Source organism: Pseudotenacibaculum haliotis, assembly GCF_042684245.1.
GTDB classification, from domain to species: domain Bacteria; phylum Bacteroidota; class Bacteroidia; order Flavobacteriales; family Flavobacteriaceae; genus Polaribacter; species Polaribacter haliotis_A.
In genome coordinates, this window is the sequence record NZ_JBHULH010000009.1 from 63,413 (window position 1) to 79,328 (window position 15,916).

General features: G+C 34.6%; 16 protein-coding genes. 10 read left to right on the forward strand and 6 right to left on the reverse strand.

Annotated features, from left to right (window positions below; all coding sequences use genetic code 11):
- The first annotated feature begins 23 nt into the window (after positions 1 to 23).
- From ACFSRZ_RS13590 to ACFSRZ_RS13610, 5 genes are read left to right on the forward strand one after another with little or no spacing between them, the layout of a single operon-like run.
- Positions 24 to 305, forward strand: coding sequence for a DUF493 family protein (locus ACFSRZ_RS13590; RefSeq protein WP_379667111.1), 282 nt, complete (start codon positions 24 to 26; stop codon positions 303 to 305).
- Positions 306 to 309: 4 nt separating this feature from the next.
- Complete coding sequence (locus ACFSRZ_RS13595) at positions 310 to 1,923, forward strand: peptidylprolyl isomerase (protein ID WP_379667112.1); 1,614 nt, start codon at positions 310 to 312, stop codon at positions 1,921 to 1,923.
- The gene (locus ACFSRZ_RS13600; protein WP_379667113.1) at positions 1,920 to 2,765 is read left to right on the forward strand and encodes a hypothetical protein; all 846 of its coding nucleotides are present in this window, start codon (positions 1,920 to 1,922) and stop codon (positions 2,763 to 2,765) included. Before ACFSRZ_RS13595 ends, ACFSRZ_RS13600 begins: the two co-directional genes overlap by 4 nt.
- Positions 2,731 to 4,107 (forward strand): peptidylprolyl isomerase, encoded by a 1,377-nt coding sequence (locus ACFSRZ_RS13605; RefSeq protein WP_379667114.1) that lies wholly within the window; start codon positions 2,731 to 2,733, stop codon positions 4,105 to 4,107. The genes ACFSRZ_RS13600 and ACFSRZ_RS13605 overlap by 35 nt, the downstream gene beginning before the upstream one ends.
- Complete coding sequence (locus ACFSRZ_RS13610; protein ID WP_379667115.1) at positions 4,107 to 5,060, forward strand: AAA family ATPase; 954 nt, start codon at positions 4,107 to 4,109, stop codon at positions 5,058 to 5,060. The genes ACFSRZ_RS13605 and ACFSRZ_RS13610 overlap by 1 nt, the downstream gene beginning before the upstream one ends.
- Here ACFSRZ_RS13610 and ACFSRZ_RS13615 read toward each other — a convergent pair.
- Genes ACFSRZ_RS13615 through ACFSRZ_RS13625 form a run of 3 tightly spaced genes read right to left on the reverse strand, consistent with a single transcriptional unit; the run spans position 5,052 to position 7,136 of the window.
- On the reverse strand, positions 5,052 to 5,600 hold the full coding sequence (locus ACFSRZ_RS13615; RefSeq protein ID WP_379667116.1) for an RsmD family RNA methyltransferase: 549 nt from the start codon (positions 5,598 to 5,600) through the stop codon (positions 5,052 to 5,054). The two genes, ACFSRZ_RS13610 and ACFSRZ_RS13615, sit on opposite strands and share 9 nt — an antisense overlap.
- A complete protein-coding gene (locus ACFSRZ_RS13620; protein ID WP_379667117.1) occupies positions 5,597 to 6,412 on the reverse strand; it encodes a DUF3822 family protein in 816 nt (271 codons plus the stop codon). The genes ACFSRZ_RS13615 and ACFSRZ_RS13620 overlap by 4 nt, the downstream gene beginning before the upstream one ends.
- A complete protein-coding gene (locus tag ACFSRZ_RS13625) occupies positions 6,390 to 7,136 on the reverse strand; it encodes a hypothetical protein (protein ID WP_379667118.1) in 747 nt (248 codons plus the stop codon). The genes ACFSRZ_RS13620 and ACFSRZ_RS13625 overlap by 23 nt, the downstream gene beginning before the upstream one ends.
- 99 nt (positions 7,137 to 7,235) lie before the next feature.
- On the opposite strand from ACFSRZ_RS13625, the gene ACFSRZ_RS13630 reads away from it, so the two are divergent.
- Positions 7,236 to 8,660, forward strand: a complete 1,425-nt coding sequence (locus ACFSRZ_RS13630) for an ATP-dependent DNA helicase (protein WP_379667119.1) — start codon at positions 7,236 to 7,238, stop codon at positions 8,658 to 8,660.
- On the opposite strand, the gene ACFSRZ_RS13635 is transcribed toward ACFSRZ_RS13630, so the two are convergent.
- A complete protein-coding gene (locus ACFSRZ_RS13635; protein WP_379667120.1) occupies positions 8,657 to 9,604 on the reverse strand; it encodes a lipid A deacylase LpxR family protein in 948 nt (315 codons plus the stop codon). The two genes, ACFSRZ_RS13630 and ACFSRZ_RS13635, sit on opposite strands and share 4 nt — an antisense overlap.
- A 187-nt stretch (positions 9,605 to 9,791) precedes the next feature.
- Between ACFSRZ_RS13635 and ppk2 (ACFSRZ_RS13640) the strand changes: the two genes are divergently transcribed.
- Both ppk2 (ACFSRZ_RS13640) and ppk2 (ACFSRZ_RS13645) read left to right on the forward strand, forming a co-directional pair.
- Positions 9,792 to 10,577 carry a polyphosphate kinase 2 gene (gene ppk2, locus ACFSRZ_RS13640; protein ID WP_379667127.1) on the forward strand — a complete coding sequence of 262 codons (786 nt, stop codon included), beginning with the start codon at positions 9,792 to 9,794 and terminating at the stop codon, positions 10,575 to 10,577.
- 1 nt (position 10,578) lies between these two features.
- Entirely contained in the window at positions 10,579 to 11,367 is a 789-nt protein-coding gene (ppk2, locus tag ACFSRZ_RS13645) for a polyphosphate kinase 2 (protein ID WP_379667121.1), read from the forward strand.
- On the opposite strand, the gene ACFSRZ_RS13650 is transcribed toward ppk2 (ACFSRZ_RS13645), so the two are convergent.
- The gene (locus ACFSRZ_RS13650) at positions 11,368 to 12,000 is read right to left on the reverse strand and encodes a hypothetical protein (RefSeq protein WP_379667122.1); all 633 of its coding nucleotides are present in this window, start codon (positions 11,998 to 12,000) and stop codon (positions 11,368 to 11,370) included.
- A 64-nt stretch (positions 12,001 to 12,064) separates the two neighbouring features.
- Here ACFSRZ_RS13650 and ACFSRZ_RS13655 point away from each other — a divergent pair, with 64 nt between their 5' ends.
- On the forward strand, positions 12,065 to 12,613 hold the full coding sequence (locus tag ACFSRZ_RS13655; RefSeq protein ID WP_379667123.1) for a DNA mismatch repair protein MutS: 549 nt from the start codon (positions 12,065 to 12,067) through the stop codon (positions 12,611 to 12,613).
- Between the two features lie 20 nt (positions 12,614 to 12,633).
- The gene (locus ACFSRZ_RS13660; protein WP_379667124.1) at positions 12,634 to 13,770 is read left to right on the forward strand and encodes a cysteine desulfurase family protein; all 1,137 of its coding nucleotides are present in this window, start codon (positions 12,634 to 12,636) and stop codon (positions 13,768 to 13,770) included.
- Positions 13,771 to 13,802: 32 nt separating this feature from the next.
- Here ACFSRZ_RS13660 and ACFSRZ_RS13665 read toward each other — a convergent pair.
- Positions 13,803 to 15,916: T9SS type A sorting domain-containing protein (locus ACFSRZ_RS13665; protein ID WP_379667125.1), on the reverse strand; the 2,114-nt coding region annotated here is incomplete at its 5' end.

Consider the following 15,916-nt stretch of genomic DNA (forward strand, 5'->3'; position numbering starts at 1 on the left):
AATTAATCTTCTAAATTACAAGGATGAAGGATAGAGAAAGTTTTTACAAAAAACTTAAAACGCAGTTAGACGAAACAACCAAATTCCCAACGGATTATTTATATAAGTTTATTGTTCCTGCCAATGGTAGTGGTTCAGATGAGGTACAAAAGATATTTGACAACAAAGGAGCAGTGATCAATACTAAAAAATCAAAAACAGGAAAATATATTAGTGTTTCAATAGTTATACAACTAGCTAGTTCTGATGAGGTAATTGAATACTATCAACAAGCAGAAAAAGTAGAAGGAATTATATCATTATAAGCACATGAGAAATAAGGTTTTAATATTCGCATTTATCGCAATAAGTCTTCAGGTTTTTTCGCAAAAAGACAAAGAAACTGTGGTTACCATTAATGGAGAAAAAGTTTCCGTAGCAGATTTTAAAAAGGTGTACGAGAAAAATTTAAACGCAATAGATAATGAAGAAGGAAAAGACGTAGCGAAAAATTTAGACCTTTTTATCAACTATAAATTAAAGGTTAAAGAGGCCTATCAGCGAAACTTAGATACCTTAAAATCATACAAAAGAGAAATTCAAACCTATAGAAATCAACTTACTGCTCCATACTTACAAGACAAAGAGTATTTAGAAGAGTTGATTAAAGAAGCGTACAACCGTACCAAAACAGAAATACGTGCAAGCCATATCTTGGTTAGGCTTCCTAGAGCTTTTACTCCCCAAGACACTTTAAAAGCATACAATAAGATCTTAGAAATAAGAGACAGAATTTTAAAGGGCGAATCTTTTGATAAGGTTGCCAAAGAAACTTCTGAAGACCAATCTGCCAAAGACAATGGGGGAGACTTAGGGTATTTTTATGCTTTTAGAATGCTTTATGAGTTTGAAGATGTTGCCTACAAAACAAAAGAAGGAGAGGTTTCAATGCCTTTCAAAACAAGATTCGGATACCACATTGTAAAGCGTACCGGAACAAGACCTTCTCAAGGAGAAAGGCAAGTTGCTCATATTTTAATTTCAGATACTTCTGCTGTTGGAAAAAAGAAGATTGATGAGGTGTATGAAAAGCTGAAAAAAGGAGAAAACTTCAAAGTTTTAGCTCAAGAGTATTCAAATGATAGAAACAGCAAAGGAAAAGGAGGCGTTTTAGCAAAGTTTGGAACAGGAAGAATGGTAAAACCTTTTGAAAAAGCAACCTTCTCATTAACAAAAGTAGACGAATACAGTAAGCCTTTTAGAACCAAATTTGGGTGGCATATTGTAAAGTTAATAGAAGAGTTTCCAGTGCTTTCGTTTGAAGAAATGAAACCGGAGATAAGCAACCGAGTAAAGAGAAACGGGAGAGCTAAATTATCAGACAAAGCTGTTTTAGACAGATTAAAATCTGAGTATTCTATTGCAGAAATAGAAGATGCTAAGAGTATTCTTAACCGAAAGGATATCAGAGCAATTCCAAAAGATTCTTTACAAAAGACAATTTTAAAGATCAATGAAAAGGAGTTAACCCAGCAAGATTTTGTGGCTTATATTGTGAATAGAAGACATTTGCCAATTGATGTGCTTTTTACAAATTTCATTAATCAAGAAGTGTTAACCTATTTTAAAGACAACCTTAGAAATACCAACCCAGAATTTGCCTCAACATTAAAGGAATACGAAGACGGATTGCTTTTATTTGAATTGATGCAGAAAAAGATTTGGGATAAATCAAATGATACCATAGCTTTAAAAGGTTATTTTGATAAGAATCTAGCCAATTATAAAGTTAAAGACCTATCTAAGATCAAAGGAAAGGTTATGAGCGATTATCAGAATGCTTTGGAAGGACAATGGATAAAAGAATTACGATCGAAGAGTTCAATAAAGATCAATAAAAGAGTATTAAAGAAACTGATTAAATATTACAGAAAAGAATCTTGAAAAAATACCTAGTCATATTAGTAGTATTCTTATGGGCTTCCTGTGAGTTTCTTGGTATAGAAAAAAAAGAAGTTTCTACAAGAAAGCCTATTGCCAGTGTGTACAATCAAAACTTGTATAAAGAAGATATTGTAGACCTGCTTCCGAAGAATATTGATAGAAAAGACAGTTTGGTATTGGTTAGGAGCATTATTAATAGCTGGGCTACAAAACAATTGCTCTCAAGAAAAGCAGAAGAGAACAATACACAAAGTGACAACTCTGAGATCACAAAATTGGTAAGAGACTACCGTCAGGCTTTATTGATCAATGGATATAAAGAACGATTGATCAAACAACAGTTAGATACTTTGGTAGAAGAAAAGGAGATTTCAGATTATTACAATGCCAATAGTAAAAATTTCAAGCTCAATGAAGAATTACTGGAAGTAAGATACCTTCATTTTGCAGAAGATCTTCTTGATAAGAAAGAAGTTGTTAAGCTTTTTAGATCAGGATCTCTGGAAGATTTAGAAGAGTTGGAAATGAAGCAATTGAGTTTTAAATCGATGCTATTAAACGATTCAACATGGACACCGCTAGAAAATGTTTTGTTAAAAACCTCATTTTCTAGAGAAAATTTGTTAAAAAAAACAAAATTCCTCCAAAAAGAAGATTCTTTAGGAGTATATTTGGTCGCAATTAAAGATGTTTTAAAAAGGAATGATATTGCTCCAATGAGTTATGTTAAACCTACAATAAAGCAGATGATATTACATCAGAGGAAGCTGCAATTGATAAGAGATATAGAAAAAATAATAGTAAAAGATGCAATTCAGAATAAAAGTTTTAAGATTCATTAGTATAACATTATTTACCACATTATTTGTGCAAGGAGTACAAGCTCAAAAGATTAAGATCGATGGAGTTGGAGTGGTTGTTGGAAAAAATATTGTTTTAGATTCTGATATAGAGAAATTCAAATTAGAATTACAAAACAGTAGCGAAGGAAAAATTCAAATTTCTGATTGTGAGATGTTGGAGCAATTAATGTTGCAAAAATTATTAGCTCACCATGCTGTAATTGATAGTATTGTGGTTTCTGATGCAGAAGTAAGCTCAAAGGTTGATAGAGATATTAACTTCTTTGCACAAGAATATGGAATTGACCCGGAACAAGTTCACACCAAATATGGTTTTAATGATTTGGCAGACATGAAAAAGGAGCTTTTTAAGGTGAATAAGGAGACCATGTTGATCCAAAGAGAGCAAGGGAAGATTACTGAGAATATTGATGTTACTCCGGAAGAAGTAAGAATTTACTACAACGGATTAAAAGATAAAGGTGAATTACCTGAGTTCCCTGCAGAAATCCAATTGGCACAATTGGTAATCCATGCAGAGCCTACAAAAGAGGAGAACGAAAGAATCATCAATAAGTTAAAGCAAATCAAAAAGGAGATTGAAGACGGAGCTAGTATTAGAATGAAAGCTATTATTAACTCACAAGATCCTGGAGTAACTCAAAATGAAGGAAAATATACTGTAACTAAGAGCAGTAACTTTATTAAAGAGTTCAAAGAAGTTGCATTCTCTTTAGACGTAGGGCAGGTATCTGAACCTTTCAAATCTATTTTTGGATATCACATTATTCAATTGCATGAAATAAGAGGAGAAAAAAGAGTAGCATCACACGTTTTAATGCAGCCGGAAATTCCACAAGAGAAGTTAGATGCAACAAAAAGAGAACTACAAAGAATTAAAGACGATATTACATTAGGAAAAATCACTTTTGAAGAAGCTGTAAAGAAGTTTTCTGAAGATAGAGATACAAAGAACAACGGAGGAATTTTGGTAAATGAGTATACAGGAGAATCTACATTCGACCTTACCAGAATGGACCCTGCTTTGTATGCCAGAGTAAGTAACTTAAAGCAAGGAGAAATTACTGATGTCTTTTATGATGAAACCAGAGAAGGAGAGAAGATGTACAAGATCATCATCATGAAAGAAAGAACAGATACTCATATTGCAGATCTAGTTGATGACTATGTAAAAGTACAAGCTTTAGCTTTACAGAAGAAAAAGCAAGAGAGAATTGCAAAATGGTCTAAAGAGAAAATTGGTGATACATATGTTAAGATCAGCAAGAATTTTCAAAAGTGTACTTTTAAAAACAACTGGAAAAAAGAAACTGCTAACTAATGTCTGATGTAGCTGCTATTGACAACCTTGTTGTCAAATTTCAAAATTTAAAATCTGAGATCGGAAAAGTAATTGTAGGGCAAGAAGAAGCCGTTAACTACGTGTTGCTCTCTGTTTTTTGCGGAGGCCATTCATTATTGATTGGTGTTCCCGGGTTGGCCAAAACCCTTTTGGTTAACACAGTATCTGATGCTTTAGGTTTAAATTTTAAAAGAATTCAGTTTACACCAGATCTAATGCCTTCAGATATTTTAGGAAGTGAGATTCTTGATAAGAATAGAGAGTTCACTTTTATCAAAGGACCTATTTTTTCTAATATTATTTTGGCAGATGAGATCAACAGAACTCCGCCAAAAACACAAGCAGCACTCCTTGAAGCAATGCAGGAGAAGTCTGTTACTATTGCCGGACATCACTATCAATTAGATGCTCCTTTTCTTGTATTGGCAACACAAAATCCAATTGAACAAGAAGGAACGTATCCTTTGCCGGAAGCCCAATTAGACCGTTTTATGTTTTCTATTAATTTAGGATACCCAAGCTTCCAAGAAGAGGTAGATGTTGTAAAGAACACAACCAGTAATGAGTTGGCAAAAGCATCTTCTATTTTTTCTGCAGAAGATATTCTAGAGATTCAACAATTGGTACGTAAAATACCGGTAGCAGACAATGTAATTGAGTATGCTGTACGATTGGTAGGAAATACAAGACCAAAGAGTCCTAACGCTCCAGAAATGGTTCAAAAGTATTTGGATTGGGGAGCCGGGCCTAGAGCTTCTCAGAACCTAATTTTAGCTGCTAAGGCAAATGCTGCGATCCGTGGAAAGTATTCGCCGGATATTGAAGATGTAAAAGCTGTGGCAATTCCTATTCTTTCTCACAGAATTGTAAAGAACTACAAGGCAGAAGCAGAAAATATTACTGTATCTGATATTATTACTTCCTTACTCTAAGGAAGAGTTTTCAAAGAAACTAAATACACTTCCTCCGTACTTTTTAGCATAGCTAAAATGTTCGTGAGTAGAGATATCCATATGTTTAGAGTGCTCTATGATCAAAAGACCTTCTTCTTTTAGCATTCCTTTTTGAAAAACAAGATCAGCAATCTTTAAAAAGTCAGCAACATCCATGTCATAAGGAGGGTCAGCAAAGACAATGTCAGCAGTTAGATTTGTTTTCTCCAAAAACTTAAAGACCTCACTCTTGTAAGGATTGATAGGCAGGTCTAACTCTTTAGATGTTTTGTGAATGAACTTGACACAGCCAAAATTTCCGTCAATGGCATAAATATCTTGTGTTCCTCTTGAAGCAAACTCATAAGCAATGTTCCCTGTACCGGAAAAAAGATCGATAACGCTTATGGCATCGAAGTAATAAAGATTGTTCAAAATGTTGAACAAAGCTTCTTTGGCCATATCCGTTGTAGGTCTAACAGGCAAATTCTTAGGGGCACTAATTCTCTTCCCTTTTAATTTTCCGGAGATAATTCTCATCCTAGTAAAATAAAATTTGAGTGGTCTTCTATTTCCTTATTGTCAAAAGCAAAGGCTTCTGCTTTTAAAAATGCTACCGTTTTGATGTATTTGTATGCAATCTTATACAGGTCAGATTCTTTATGAATATTTCCGGAAAAGATCACAGAGTTTTCATTTGGGTCTAATTTCAATTGCTCAAAATTGAAGAGGATATAGTAGATGAAATCTTCTTTGGATTGAAAGTCGAATGTATTATGGAAGATCAACTTTTGATTTTCTATCACTACCATATCAAATAAAGTATCTGATACATTTACATAGCAATGAAGCGAATCGTCTTTGGTATAGCTTAAAAGCTTTTCTACAAGGACACTAGCATGATGTTGATATTCAAATGATCCAAAATTTTGAAAAAGAAAATTATTAACGTTGATGTAAGGGATGTATACGTTTTTGATATCTTGATTTTCAAGATCATCATAAGCAATATAATCTGTGCTAATGGTCTTTACCGAAAATTTAAGATAGTCCTTTAATGCCTCTTCTTTAAAGTACCGGTTTGGTACAAAAGTGCTTAGATTGTTTTCGTGAATGACAAGAACAGATTCAAAATCGTCCTGTAAATCAGAATCACTTTTAAAAATCTCCTGAATTTTCTCTAGAATAAGTTCTGGAGAAGCTAATTTCTCAGGAAATTTATAGGAAGAGAAATGAAATTTCTCTCCTTTAAAATTTGAGATACAAAAAGAAAATCCATCCAAACTGAATTGGATGGATAATTCTCTTTTAGAAATATTTTCTATAGTTCTAGTTACTTTTTTTCTTTGCATCACCTTTGTCGTAAGAAGGAGGCCAGTTACCACCAGTTGTTACTTCAGTTAAAGATCCAACAGTAACGAATTCTCCTTTAATCTGATCTGTGGTTACAGCTTCTTTTTCCTGCTTTACTAATGATTTATCCATTCCTTTCAAGATAGACTCTTTGTCGGTCTTAGCTTCAAAAACTGGAACTTCTAATCCGGCAACTTTCTCTACTTTTCCAACCTCAAGGTCAAATTCTTTTCCATCTACACCTGGAACTTTAAACATGTTCTTGTAGTCTCTGTCTTTAAAGTCATCTAAAATTGGCTCGTAACCGATGGTATCTTTTACACGCTTTTCTACGTCTACCATTACTGGTTGCCATTTTGATCCTTTGTTTACTTTAACTACCGTGTCTCTAGTTTCTATGATTGCACGTTTTGCAGTATCAATAAAGCTAATTAAAGCTGCTTTATCTTTTGTATAATCACCATTTACTTCGTAGTATGCTACTTCCGCATCTCTGATGATTTTTAAATTCTTAATGACTTTGGCAAAACGCACAGTTTTCTCTTTGTCAAAATTGATAGGCTTCATTACCCCATCATAAATTTTATAAACTAAGAAGAAAGCTATAAATAATAATAATAAAGAAGCTACCCATCTTAATTTTAGTGGTAGGAACTTTACAACAACTATAGCTAAAACTACTGCAACCAATACGGCTGCCACGATCATGATTACTAATCCCATTTGTTAATTTTTAATAGTACGCTCACAAATCTACAATTTTTTTTTAACGATAAAAACTTTTGAATATAAATCGCTGTATCTTTAACGTTTTAAATTTTTATGTTAAAAAACGCTCCCGATTTTCATAGGGAATTAATGCAAAAATTCCCGTACGAACCTACCCATAAACAACAAGAATTGTTCCATTTATTGGTGGACTTTATTTTTTCTAAAGACAATCAGTCATTGTTCCTTCTTAAAGGATATGCAGGAACAGGAAAAACAACCACTATAAGTACTTTGGTAAACAACCTTTGGCGTACGGGTACAAAAGCTGTTTTGTTGGCACCAACAGGAAGAGCCGCTAAAGTTATTTCCGGTTATTCAAGAAGGCAAGCATTAACCATTCATAAGAAAATATATTTTCCAAAGAAGCAGCAAAACGGTTCTGTAGATTTTGTTTTGCAACCCAACAAGCATACAAATACAATTTTTATTGTAGATGAAGCTTCTATGATTCCGGACAGACCTCAAAACTCTAAGCTGTTTGAGAATGGTTCTCTGTTGGATGATCTAATTTCTTATGTGTATTCAGGACACCAATGTAAATTGGTTTTGATTGGAGATACCGCACAATTACCACCGGTAAAACTATCTGTAAGTCCTGCTCTTGAGCAAGATAGATTGGAGATCGATTATCGTAAAAGCGTAAAAGAGATAGAACTGAATGAAGTAACTCGTCAGCATGAAGATTCAGGTATTTTGGCCAATGCAACTTTATTGAGAACACTTATAGAAAACGACTCAACGCACTTCCAATTCAATTTAAGCTTTCCGGATGTTGTTAGATTGGTTGATGGTTATGACATTCAAGATGCTATTACATCTTCTTATGACAATGACGGGGTAGAAGACACGGCTTTTATTGTAAGATCAAACAAAAGAGCCAATCAATACAACCAACAGATACGATCTAAGATAAGAGGGCAAGAAAATGAGATCTCTACAGGTGATTATGTGATGGTAGTAAAGAACAATTACTTCTGGTTAAAAGACTCTTCTGCAGCCGGATTTATAGCCAATGGAGATACTTGTGAGATTCTTAGAATATACTCCATCAAAGAACTCTACGGATTTAGATTTGCCGAAGTTCAGATACGAATGATAGATTATCCGGATCAAAAACCTTTTGATACGGTTCTTTTATTAGACACCTTAACCAGTGAATCTCCTTCTTTGAGTTATGAAGAATCTAACAAGCTTTACGAAGCTGTAAGAGAAGACTTTGCTCATGAGAAGTCAAAATACAAACAACTTTTAGGAGTTAAAAAGAACAAATATTTTAATGCTCTACAGGTAAAATTCTCCTATGCTATCACTTGTCATAAATCACAAGGGGGACAGTGGAAAACTATTTTTATAGAACAACCGTATTTGCCGGAAGGACCTTCTAAAGAATATTTAAGATGGTTGTATACAGCTGTAACCAGAGCAAAAGAAAAGCTTTACCTGATTGGTTTTAAGGAAGAGTACTTTGAGGATTAGTTGAATAAGTAATTGATAAATATACGACCGTAATCGTTTCCTTTATCTCTTCTTAAGTTAGATAACTTGTTGCTGTGGTAGTGGTATACATAACCAAAATGCCACTTGTTGGCTGTAAACTGGTAACCTAGTTGAAAATCGAAACGTAAAGATCTAGGATCAAAAGTTATAGGACTATCATCATTAAATAAACTTCCTTGAATGGTGGCATCATATAACACCAAGCTTAAAGAGGTTTTATAAAAAAGAAAAGATTCTATACCTCTGGTATACGAAGTATCTTCGTTATTAAGATGTGTGCCAAAAGCAATAGAATTGTCAATAGGTTGTAGTTGTTTAAAACCAATACGTCCCATAAAACCTACCGTTCCTTCATTAAAAATAGTACCCAATCTAAGTTTACTGATAAAGTTGATATCAAAATGCTCCGTAGAATTGGTTCCTAGTGATTTGATATACTCGACATCGAAATTTAACGAGAGAGTATTTCTGATCTGATATCTCCAGCCCACAGGAGTTCTAAAGTTATAGATATCATGAATGAAGTTCTGCAACTCTTTTCCTAAAGCATCTTCTCCTAAAATTCCAAGAAGCACATTGGTTTTTAAGATAGAGCGATTTTTATAAGCTCTAACAATACCAAGACTTCCATACAAATGAGCAGCAAAAGGACGGTCATGTTCTGAAATAAAAAGTACTGTAGATTTGAACGGAGTATAAATTTCATGCCCTAACTGTAGCTCATAGATCTTTTTGCTGAGCTTTCCCGGATTTTTTGAAAGATACCTATAACTCATAAAGATTCCATTGGTATAGTATTGATCTTTAACTCCGGAAACATAAAGATCATTATCTGTGATAAAGCTAAACTCTTTAGAAAATTTTTGTTGAGAAAAAATAGAAGTACTTACAAAAATGAAAAGTAGAAAAAAAGGTATTCTCATGAGGGAAAATAAGCAAATAGTTCAGAGCAAATATAGGATATGTTAATAATATGAGAACTTGTATTATGTGTTAAAAAAAAGTAATAATTTTAAGCCTCTCATAAAATTTGAAATGACAGACCCGAAACCTATGTTAGATTCCGATGATTTTTTAAAATCATCTTCTCCAGAGGAACTTATCTCTGCTATGAAACTGAAAGGGATTCCACATCAAAAGATTGTGGATACTTTAAGTTATGAAAGACAATTAAGACACCTGCAAATAGAATTGGTAAAGCTACAGCAATGGATTTTGAAGGAAAACAAAAGAGTAGCCGTCATTTTTGAAGGGAGAGATGCAGCAGGTAAAGGAGGAAACATCAGAAGGTTTATGGAGCACCTGAATCCTCGTTCTTCGCGTTTGGTTGCTTTGAACAAACCTACCAATGTAGAAAAAGGACAATGGTATTTTCAACGATATATCAAAGAGTTACCCAACCCTGGAGAGATTGTATTTTTTGACAGAAGTTGGTACAACAGAGCGGTTGTAGAACCTGTTATGGGCTTTTGTACCAATAAAGAGTACAAAGAGTTTTTGGTTCAGGTTCCAGAATTTGAACACATGCTTTATGAAGACGGACTAATCGTAATCAAATTTTGGTTGTCTATTTCTAAAGATGAACAATTGAGAAGATTCGATGCCAGAAATGCAAATCCTTTAAAGCGTTGGAAGTTTAGTCCTGTAGATAAGAAAGGACAAGAACTTTGGGATAAATACACGTTTTACAAAGAGCAGATGTTTAGTAAAACTCATACTTCCTATTGTCCTTGGATGATCATCAAAACGAACAATAAAAAAATAGCAAGGCTGGAAGCCATGAGATATGTGCTTTCTAGTTTTAACTACGACGGCAAAAGTGATGCTTTAACAACATTAACGCCAGATCCTAACGTAGTAATGCGTTACTATAGATCAGCATTTCAGATAGATTGATATGAATAGAGAAGAACTAACACCTTTAGAGCTTAAAAAGCTAAATTCCAATAAAGCATTGATAACATTGCTTTCTAGGGAACCTATTAATGTTGATAGAGCTTTACGTTATATAGACTACGAACGTAAGCTTAAGAAGCTGCAAACAGAGATGATCAAGTTGCAAACTTGGGCTATTGATAACGATGAACGTATTGTTGTTATTTTTGAAGGAAGGGATGCAGCAGGAAAAGGTGGTGCAATCCGAAGAATTACGGAGCGTATCAATCCAAGACATATGAGAATTGTGGCTTTACCTAAACCTTCAGAAGACGAACAAACACAGTGGTATTTTCAGCGATATGTACAACAGTTACCTAAAGCCGGTGAGATTGTTTTCTTTAACCGTAGTTGGTACAACAGAGCAGTTGTAGAACCTGTCAATGATTTCTGTACTCAAGAAGAATATGAGATCTTTATGACACAGGTCAACGATTTTGAGCGTATGTTACTCGATTCAGGAATTCATTTGGTAAAGGTTTATATGTCTATCTCTAAAAAAGAGCAAGCCAAGCGTTTTGATGAAATCAAAAACGATCCATTAAAGCAATGGAAAATGTCGCCTGTAGATGAAAAAGCTCAAGAATTATGGGAGAAATATACAGAGTATAAAAACGCCATGTTCGAAAAAACGAACACTTCTAATTCTCCATGGAAGATCATCAAGGCAAACAGAAAGACAGACGCACGTGTCAATGCTTTGAATCACTTACTTAAGAGAATTCCTTACGATAAGGATATAGAAATTTAATTAGAGGCTTAACTTTACTTTTTCGAAGATAAAATACATCTCAGAAGCTACTTCTTCATTTGTTTTTAAGTAAGCAGCATCTTGCTCTGGAGTATTATCTGCATATTTTGGATCCATATAAGGCAAATGGAATCTGTGAATGGCTTCCGGAATAAAAGGACAATTCTCATCTGCACTGTCGCAAGTTGTAATTACAATATATGGAGTCTTGTTTACACTGTGGTCAAAAGCCTTAGAGAACCCTAGAATAAAATCATCTGTTCCTTCAAATGTAACCTGATATACAGGGTTTTGATGTGAGAATTCTTTTACATTAAATGTAAATCCAACATCCTTTAAAGTTCTTACGGTATTTCTATGAAAAGCTGTAACCTCTGTTCCACCAGAAAAAGGAGTAATATTCAAATCAAAATAACGACTTGCAAAGAAGGCCCATACTTGACCCAATTGACTTCTTCTTGAGTTGTGAGTACAGATAAAATTAATATTTACATGCCCGTTATGAGCATTGTAAATCTCAACGATCTTATCTGCTATTCTAGAGAGTAACTCTTTTCTATTTTCGTTTATGGTTATATTTCTATGACTGTTCTCAAAGAAATTTTTTGTCTTAGTAACTTCAGTCTTGATCATCTTCTTACTTTTGTTGCAAAGTTAGGACTAAGCCTTAGTTTTAAATATTAATTAAAGGTTAAGAATGCGTTTTATAATTGGCACTAAAGTAGCAGTTGTAGATGATGTTTTACAAGGAGTTATAACAGCTTTGAATGGTGAAGTTGTTGATATTCAGGATGCTGAGGGGATGGTATATCAGTTCCGTAAAAACGAGTTGATTTTGTTGAATGAAGATCAAAATGAACTGAGCAAATTTTCAGACATTAACAATCCTCTTTTAAAGGATAAGATCTCAGAGAAAACTAAAAAAGTAAGTCTGCATAAAAAGACAAAGGAAGGTGTAGTTTTTGAAGTAGACCTGCATATCAATCAATTGGTAGACAGTACGAAAGGAATGGACAATTACAGTATGCTAAGCTTGCAGGTTGAAACTGCAAAGAGAAAACTAGAGTATGCAATAGCAAACAGGTTTTCTAAAGTTGTCTTTATTCATGGAGTAGGAGAAGGAGTACTCAAGAGCGAACTGGGTTACTTATTTAAAAAATACCCTGTTGATTTTTATGATGCCTCTTTTCAAAAGTATGGATTAGGTGCAACAGAAGTTTATATATTTCAAAACCCAAAGTCATAATTAATAAATACTTTTGCAGAATGAAACATATTTATTTAGACAATGCAGCTACTACACCCATCGATCCACAAGTGATTGACGTAATGCATACGTCTATGCAGGAGAATTTTGGAAACCCATCCTCTACACACCAATTTGGTAGAAAGGCTAAGAACATTGTTGAGAATGCACGTAAGAGCATTGCCAAAGTGTTTAATGTAACAGCAGCTGAAATTATTTTTACTGCCGGAGGAACTGAAGCAGATAACTTGATTCTTCATAATGCTGTAACCAATTTGGAAGTTACTAGGATCATCAGTACAAAAATAGAACACCACGCTGTGCTTCATACGATCGATTTTTTAGTTGCTGAATATGGGATTGAAGTAGCATACTTAGGAGTAGATGAGAAAGGAAATATTCAGTTAGACGAACTGAAAAGTATGCTTCAAAATTCAGATAGAAAGACCTTGGTAAGCTTGATGTATATCAATAATGAGATTGGTAATATTCTTCCTATGGATGAAGTCTCTAGAATATGTCAGGAAAACCAAGCATTGTTTCACTCAGATACAGTACAGGCCATAGGTCATTATCAGATAGATTTACAATCTCTTCCGGTTGATTTTATTACAGCCAGTGCACATAAATTTCACGGACCAAAAGGAGTAGGTTTTGCCTATTTCAAAAAAGGTTTTGGAATAAAACCAATGCTGCATGGAGGAGATCAAGAGAAAGGAGCCAGATCTAGTACAGAGAATGTGCATAGTATTTTAGGAATGGAAAAGGCGTTGTTGCTGGCAATAGCGACTTTAGAGGAGGATAAAGAGCATATGAATAAACTGAAAGCATATTTTATGAATGAGTTGAAAGAACTGAATTCTGAAGTTCGTTTCAACGGAGATTCTTCAGATTTACAAAAAAGCAGTTGCACTATATTAAATGTGTTGTTGCCTGTAACAAATGATATGTTATTATTTAGTTTAGATCTTAATGGAATTGCAGTTTCTGGAGGAAGTGCTTGTCAGAGCGGAAGTAATGTCGGTTCACATGTGCTGAATGAGATTCTACATAAAGAGGATGAAGATCTCACCTCTGTACGCTTTTCTTTTAGTAGGAATACAACAAAAGAAGAAATAGATTATACTATTCAAAAACTAAAAGAGCTGCTTAAGTAAGCAGCTCTTTTCTTATAGTATGATTTCTAAGGTCAGTCAACTGCGATCTTACGAGTTATCTCACCTTTATCTGTAGTTACTTTTACAATATAGATAGCTGTAGGAGCATATACATCTAATTGATGTTCTGTTCCTTGATCTAAGTCTTTCCAAACATGAACAGGTTGTCCAAGAATATTAAATAATTCTACTTTCTTGATCACAGAATTATTATTGTTTCTAATAATGATCTGATCAGTTCTGTTGTTCATGAATACGTGGAAACCTTGTAATAAAGGATTCTCATCGTTACTTAAAGCCGTACCTCCAAAGAGTAATACAAAACGATCTGTATAAGTTCCTTTAGAAAGATCTAATTGTACAGGGTCTTCCAAATTGTATAAAAGTCCTGTTACCAAATCTCCTAAATAGATGTTATATCCGTCCATATTCTCAACTTCATCGATCATGATGGCTATTGGATCATCACTTTGTATTTGGATTCCTAGTGGGATTTGTAATTCAGCGCTTAACGCTCCAACTCCTGCAATGATCAGGTTCTCTTCAATTTCTTCAAAGTCCCAGAACATATCGGTAGGCTGTAGATCAAACGTTCTACTATCAAATCCACTTTGATAAGTAAAATCGTTTCCTTGTTTAAAGTTGATACCTAGTTGCCTATGAACGGCAAAGTTTTCAAAATTAGGAGTGGCTACCAAATCTCCGGTATTCGGATCAAAACGTATTCCGTTATCAATGTAATCCATTCCTAGTTTGAAGTTAGGTAAGTTTTCCGGAGTATTTCTAAAGAAAATATTATTCGTGCTTGCTGTTCTGTGTGAATTTTCAAAAGTTAATGTACCTCCTTTATTAGAAGGGGCAGATGCAAAGAATCCTTGTCCAACAGCAATGAATTGAGGCGGAGCAGTATAGGTTCCATCTCCTAATCCGGCTGTACCGTCTGTTACAGAGTTTGCAGCTACTCCCATAGCTTCATTACGTTGCGAGTATCCACCAATATAACCAAATGTAGCATGTCCTTCTACTTGCGTTGTTGTAGATGCTTCTCCTTGGTGTTCCCAGAAGTATAGTGTTCCGTCAATTACAGCACTGTTATCTGAGATAAATTGTTGCGTGTCAATCACACTTGGGTAAGGGTTTCCTAATAATGAGGTTGTACCCGGTGTTAATACCTTGGTAATAGTTCCGTCATTTGGAGATCCCATAAACGTAAAGTTCTGTGGAGCTCTACCGGTACTTTTCATAATGAATCCTTCACCAATATTGATTGCTCCTGTGCTTAATCGCTGTGACCAATCTGCTCTAGTGGTTCCGTTAAAGTAAGCATAGATCCACCAAGTTGCAATGGTAATAGGATTGGTAGGCGCACTGTTTAAAGAGGCTACTGTACCGTTATAGTTTACCCAATTGATAGCAGTTGCGGTAGAGTTTTCTGAGGTAGGAGTAGTCCCATCAAACATAACTGTTGAAGTAGAGTAAGTAGTGTTTCCAAGTGCAGCTACTACCGGTGAAGACCAATAGTTATAACGATATACACTTGGTGTATTACTAGCTTGATCTCTATAAATAACTCCGTTTCCTTGTACATTGGAAAGTCCTGTGTGTGATTGTACCAATTGCGCATCACCAATTAATCTAATTTCACCTTCTAATAAAAGATCTTGGTTGAATTCGATAAATTGATCATCATTTACAACTAGCTTGGTGTTTGGTTTTACCCATAAACACTCTACATTGGCACTAGCTGTTAAAATAGCATTGGTTTGTGATGTTTCAGAATCTACAACTAGTACTTTTCCACCATCAATAGCTGAGGCAATATCATCTGTTGCAGGAGAAGAGTTTGCAGCGGCTCCTCCTGTCCAGTTCAAACCACCTACAGTAACTGTATCTCCATTCCAGAAGATACCCAACACCTCAGAATAGGTGAAGTATTTGGTTCCATCAAAGTCGAAGTTAGCTACATAGTGTGCTACTCCGTTTATCGTTCTTGTTGTAACCGGAATGTGTTTTACATTGGTTGTAAAGTTTGCATCATCGGCAATTTTAAGAATGATAGTTTCGCTGTTTGGAGTAGTCAAAGCAGCATCAATTGTTGCTTGTACAGCAGCGATCTCAACACTTCCTACAGAGCCTGTTTCTACGA

Coding starts and splice junctions, on each gene's coding strand:
- ACFSRZ_RS13635 (WP_379667120.1), bottom strand. CDS start 9,604: ATGAGAATACCTTTTTTTCTACTTTTCATTTTTGTAAGTACTTCTATT.
- ACFSRZ_RS13620 (WP_379667117.1), bottom strand. CDS start 6,412: ATGCAAAGAAAAAAAGTAACTAGAACTATAGAAAATATTTCTAAAAGA.
- ACFSRZ_RS13660 (WP_379667124.1), top strand. CDS start 12,634: ATGAAACATATTTATTTAGACAATGCAGCTACTACACCCATCGATCCA.
- ppk2 (WP_379667127.1), top strand. CDS start 9,792: ATGAAACTGAAAGGGATTCCACATCAAAAGATTGTGGATACTTTAAGT.
- ACFSRZ_RS13650 (WP_379667122.1), bottom strand. CDS start 12,000: ATGATCAAGACTGAAGTTACTAAGACAAAAAATTTCTTTGAGAACAGT.
- ACFSRZ_RS13590 (WP_379667111.1), top strand. CDS start 24: ATGAAGGATAGAGAAAGTTTTTACAAAAAACTTAAAACGCAGTTAGAC.
- ACFSRZ_RS13610 (WP_379667115.1), top strand. CDS start 4,107: ATGTCTGATGTAGCTGCTATTGACAACCTTGTTGTCAAATTTCAAAAT.
- ACFSRZ_RS13625 (WP_379667118.1), bottom strand. CDS start 7,136: ATGGGATTAGTAATCATGATCGTGGCAGCCGTATTGGTTGCAGTAGTT.
- ACFSRZ_RS13630 (WP_379667119.1), top strand. CDS start 7,236: ATGTTAAAAAACGCTCCCGATTTTCATAGGGAATTAATGCAAAAATTC.
- ACFSRZ_RS13615 (WP_379667116.1), bottom strand. CDS start 5,600: ATGAGAATTATCTCCGGAAAATTAAAAGGGAAGAGAATTAGTGCCCCT.
- ACFSRZ_RS13595 (WP_379667112.1), top strand. CDS start 310: ATGAGAAATAAGGTTTTAATATTCGCATTTATCGCAATAAGTCTTCAG.
- ppk2 (WP_379667121.1), top strand. CDS start 10,579: ATGAATAGAGAAGAACTAACACCTTTAGAGCTTAAAAAGCTAAATTCC.
- ACFSRZ_RS13655 (WP_379667123.1), top strand. CDS start 12,065: ATGCGTTTTATAATTGGCACTAAAGTAGCAGTTGTAGATGATGTTTTA.
- ACFSRZ_RS13605 (WP_379667114.1), top strand. CDS start 2,731: ATGCAATTCAGAATAAAAGTTTTAAGATTCATTAGTATAACATTATTT.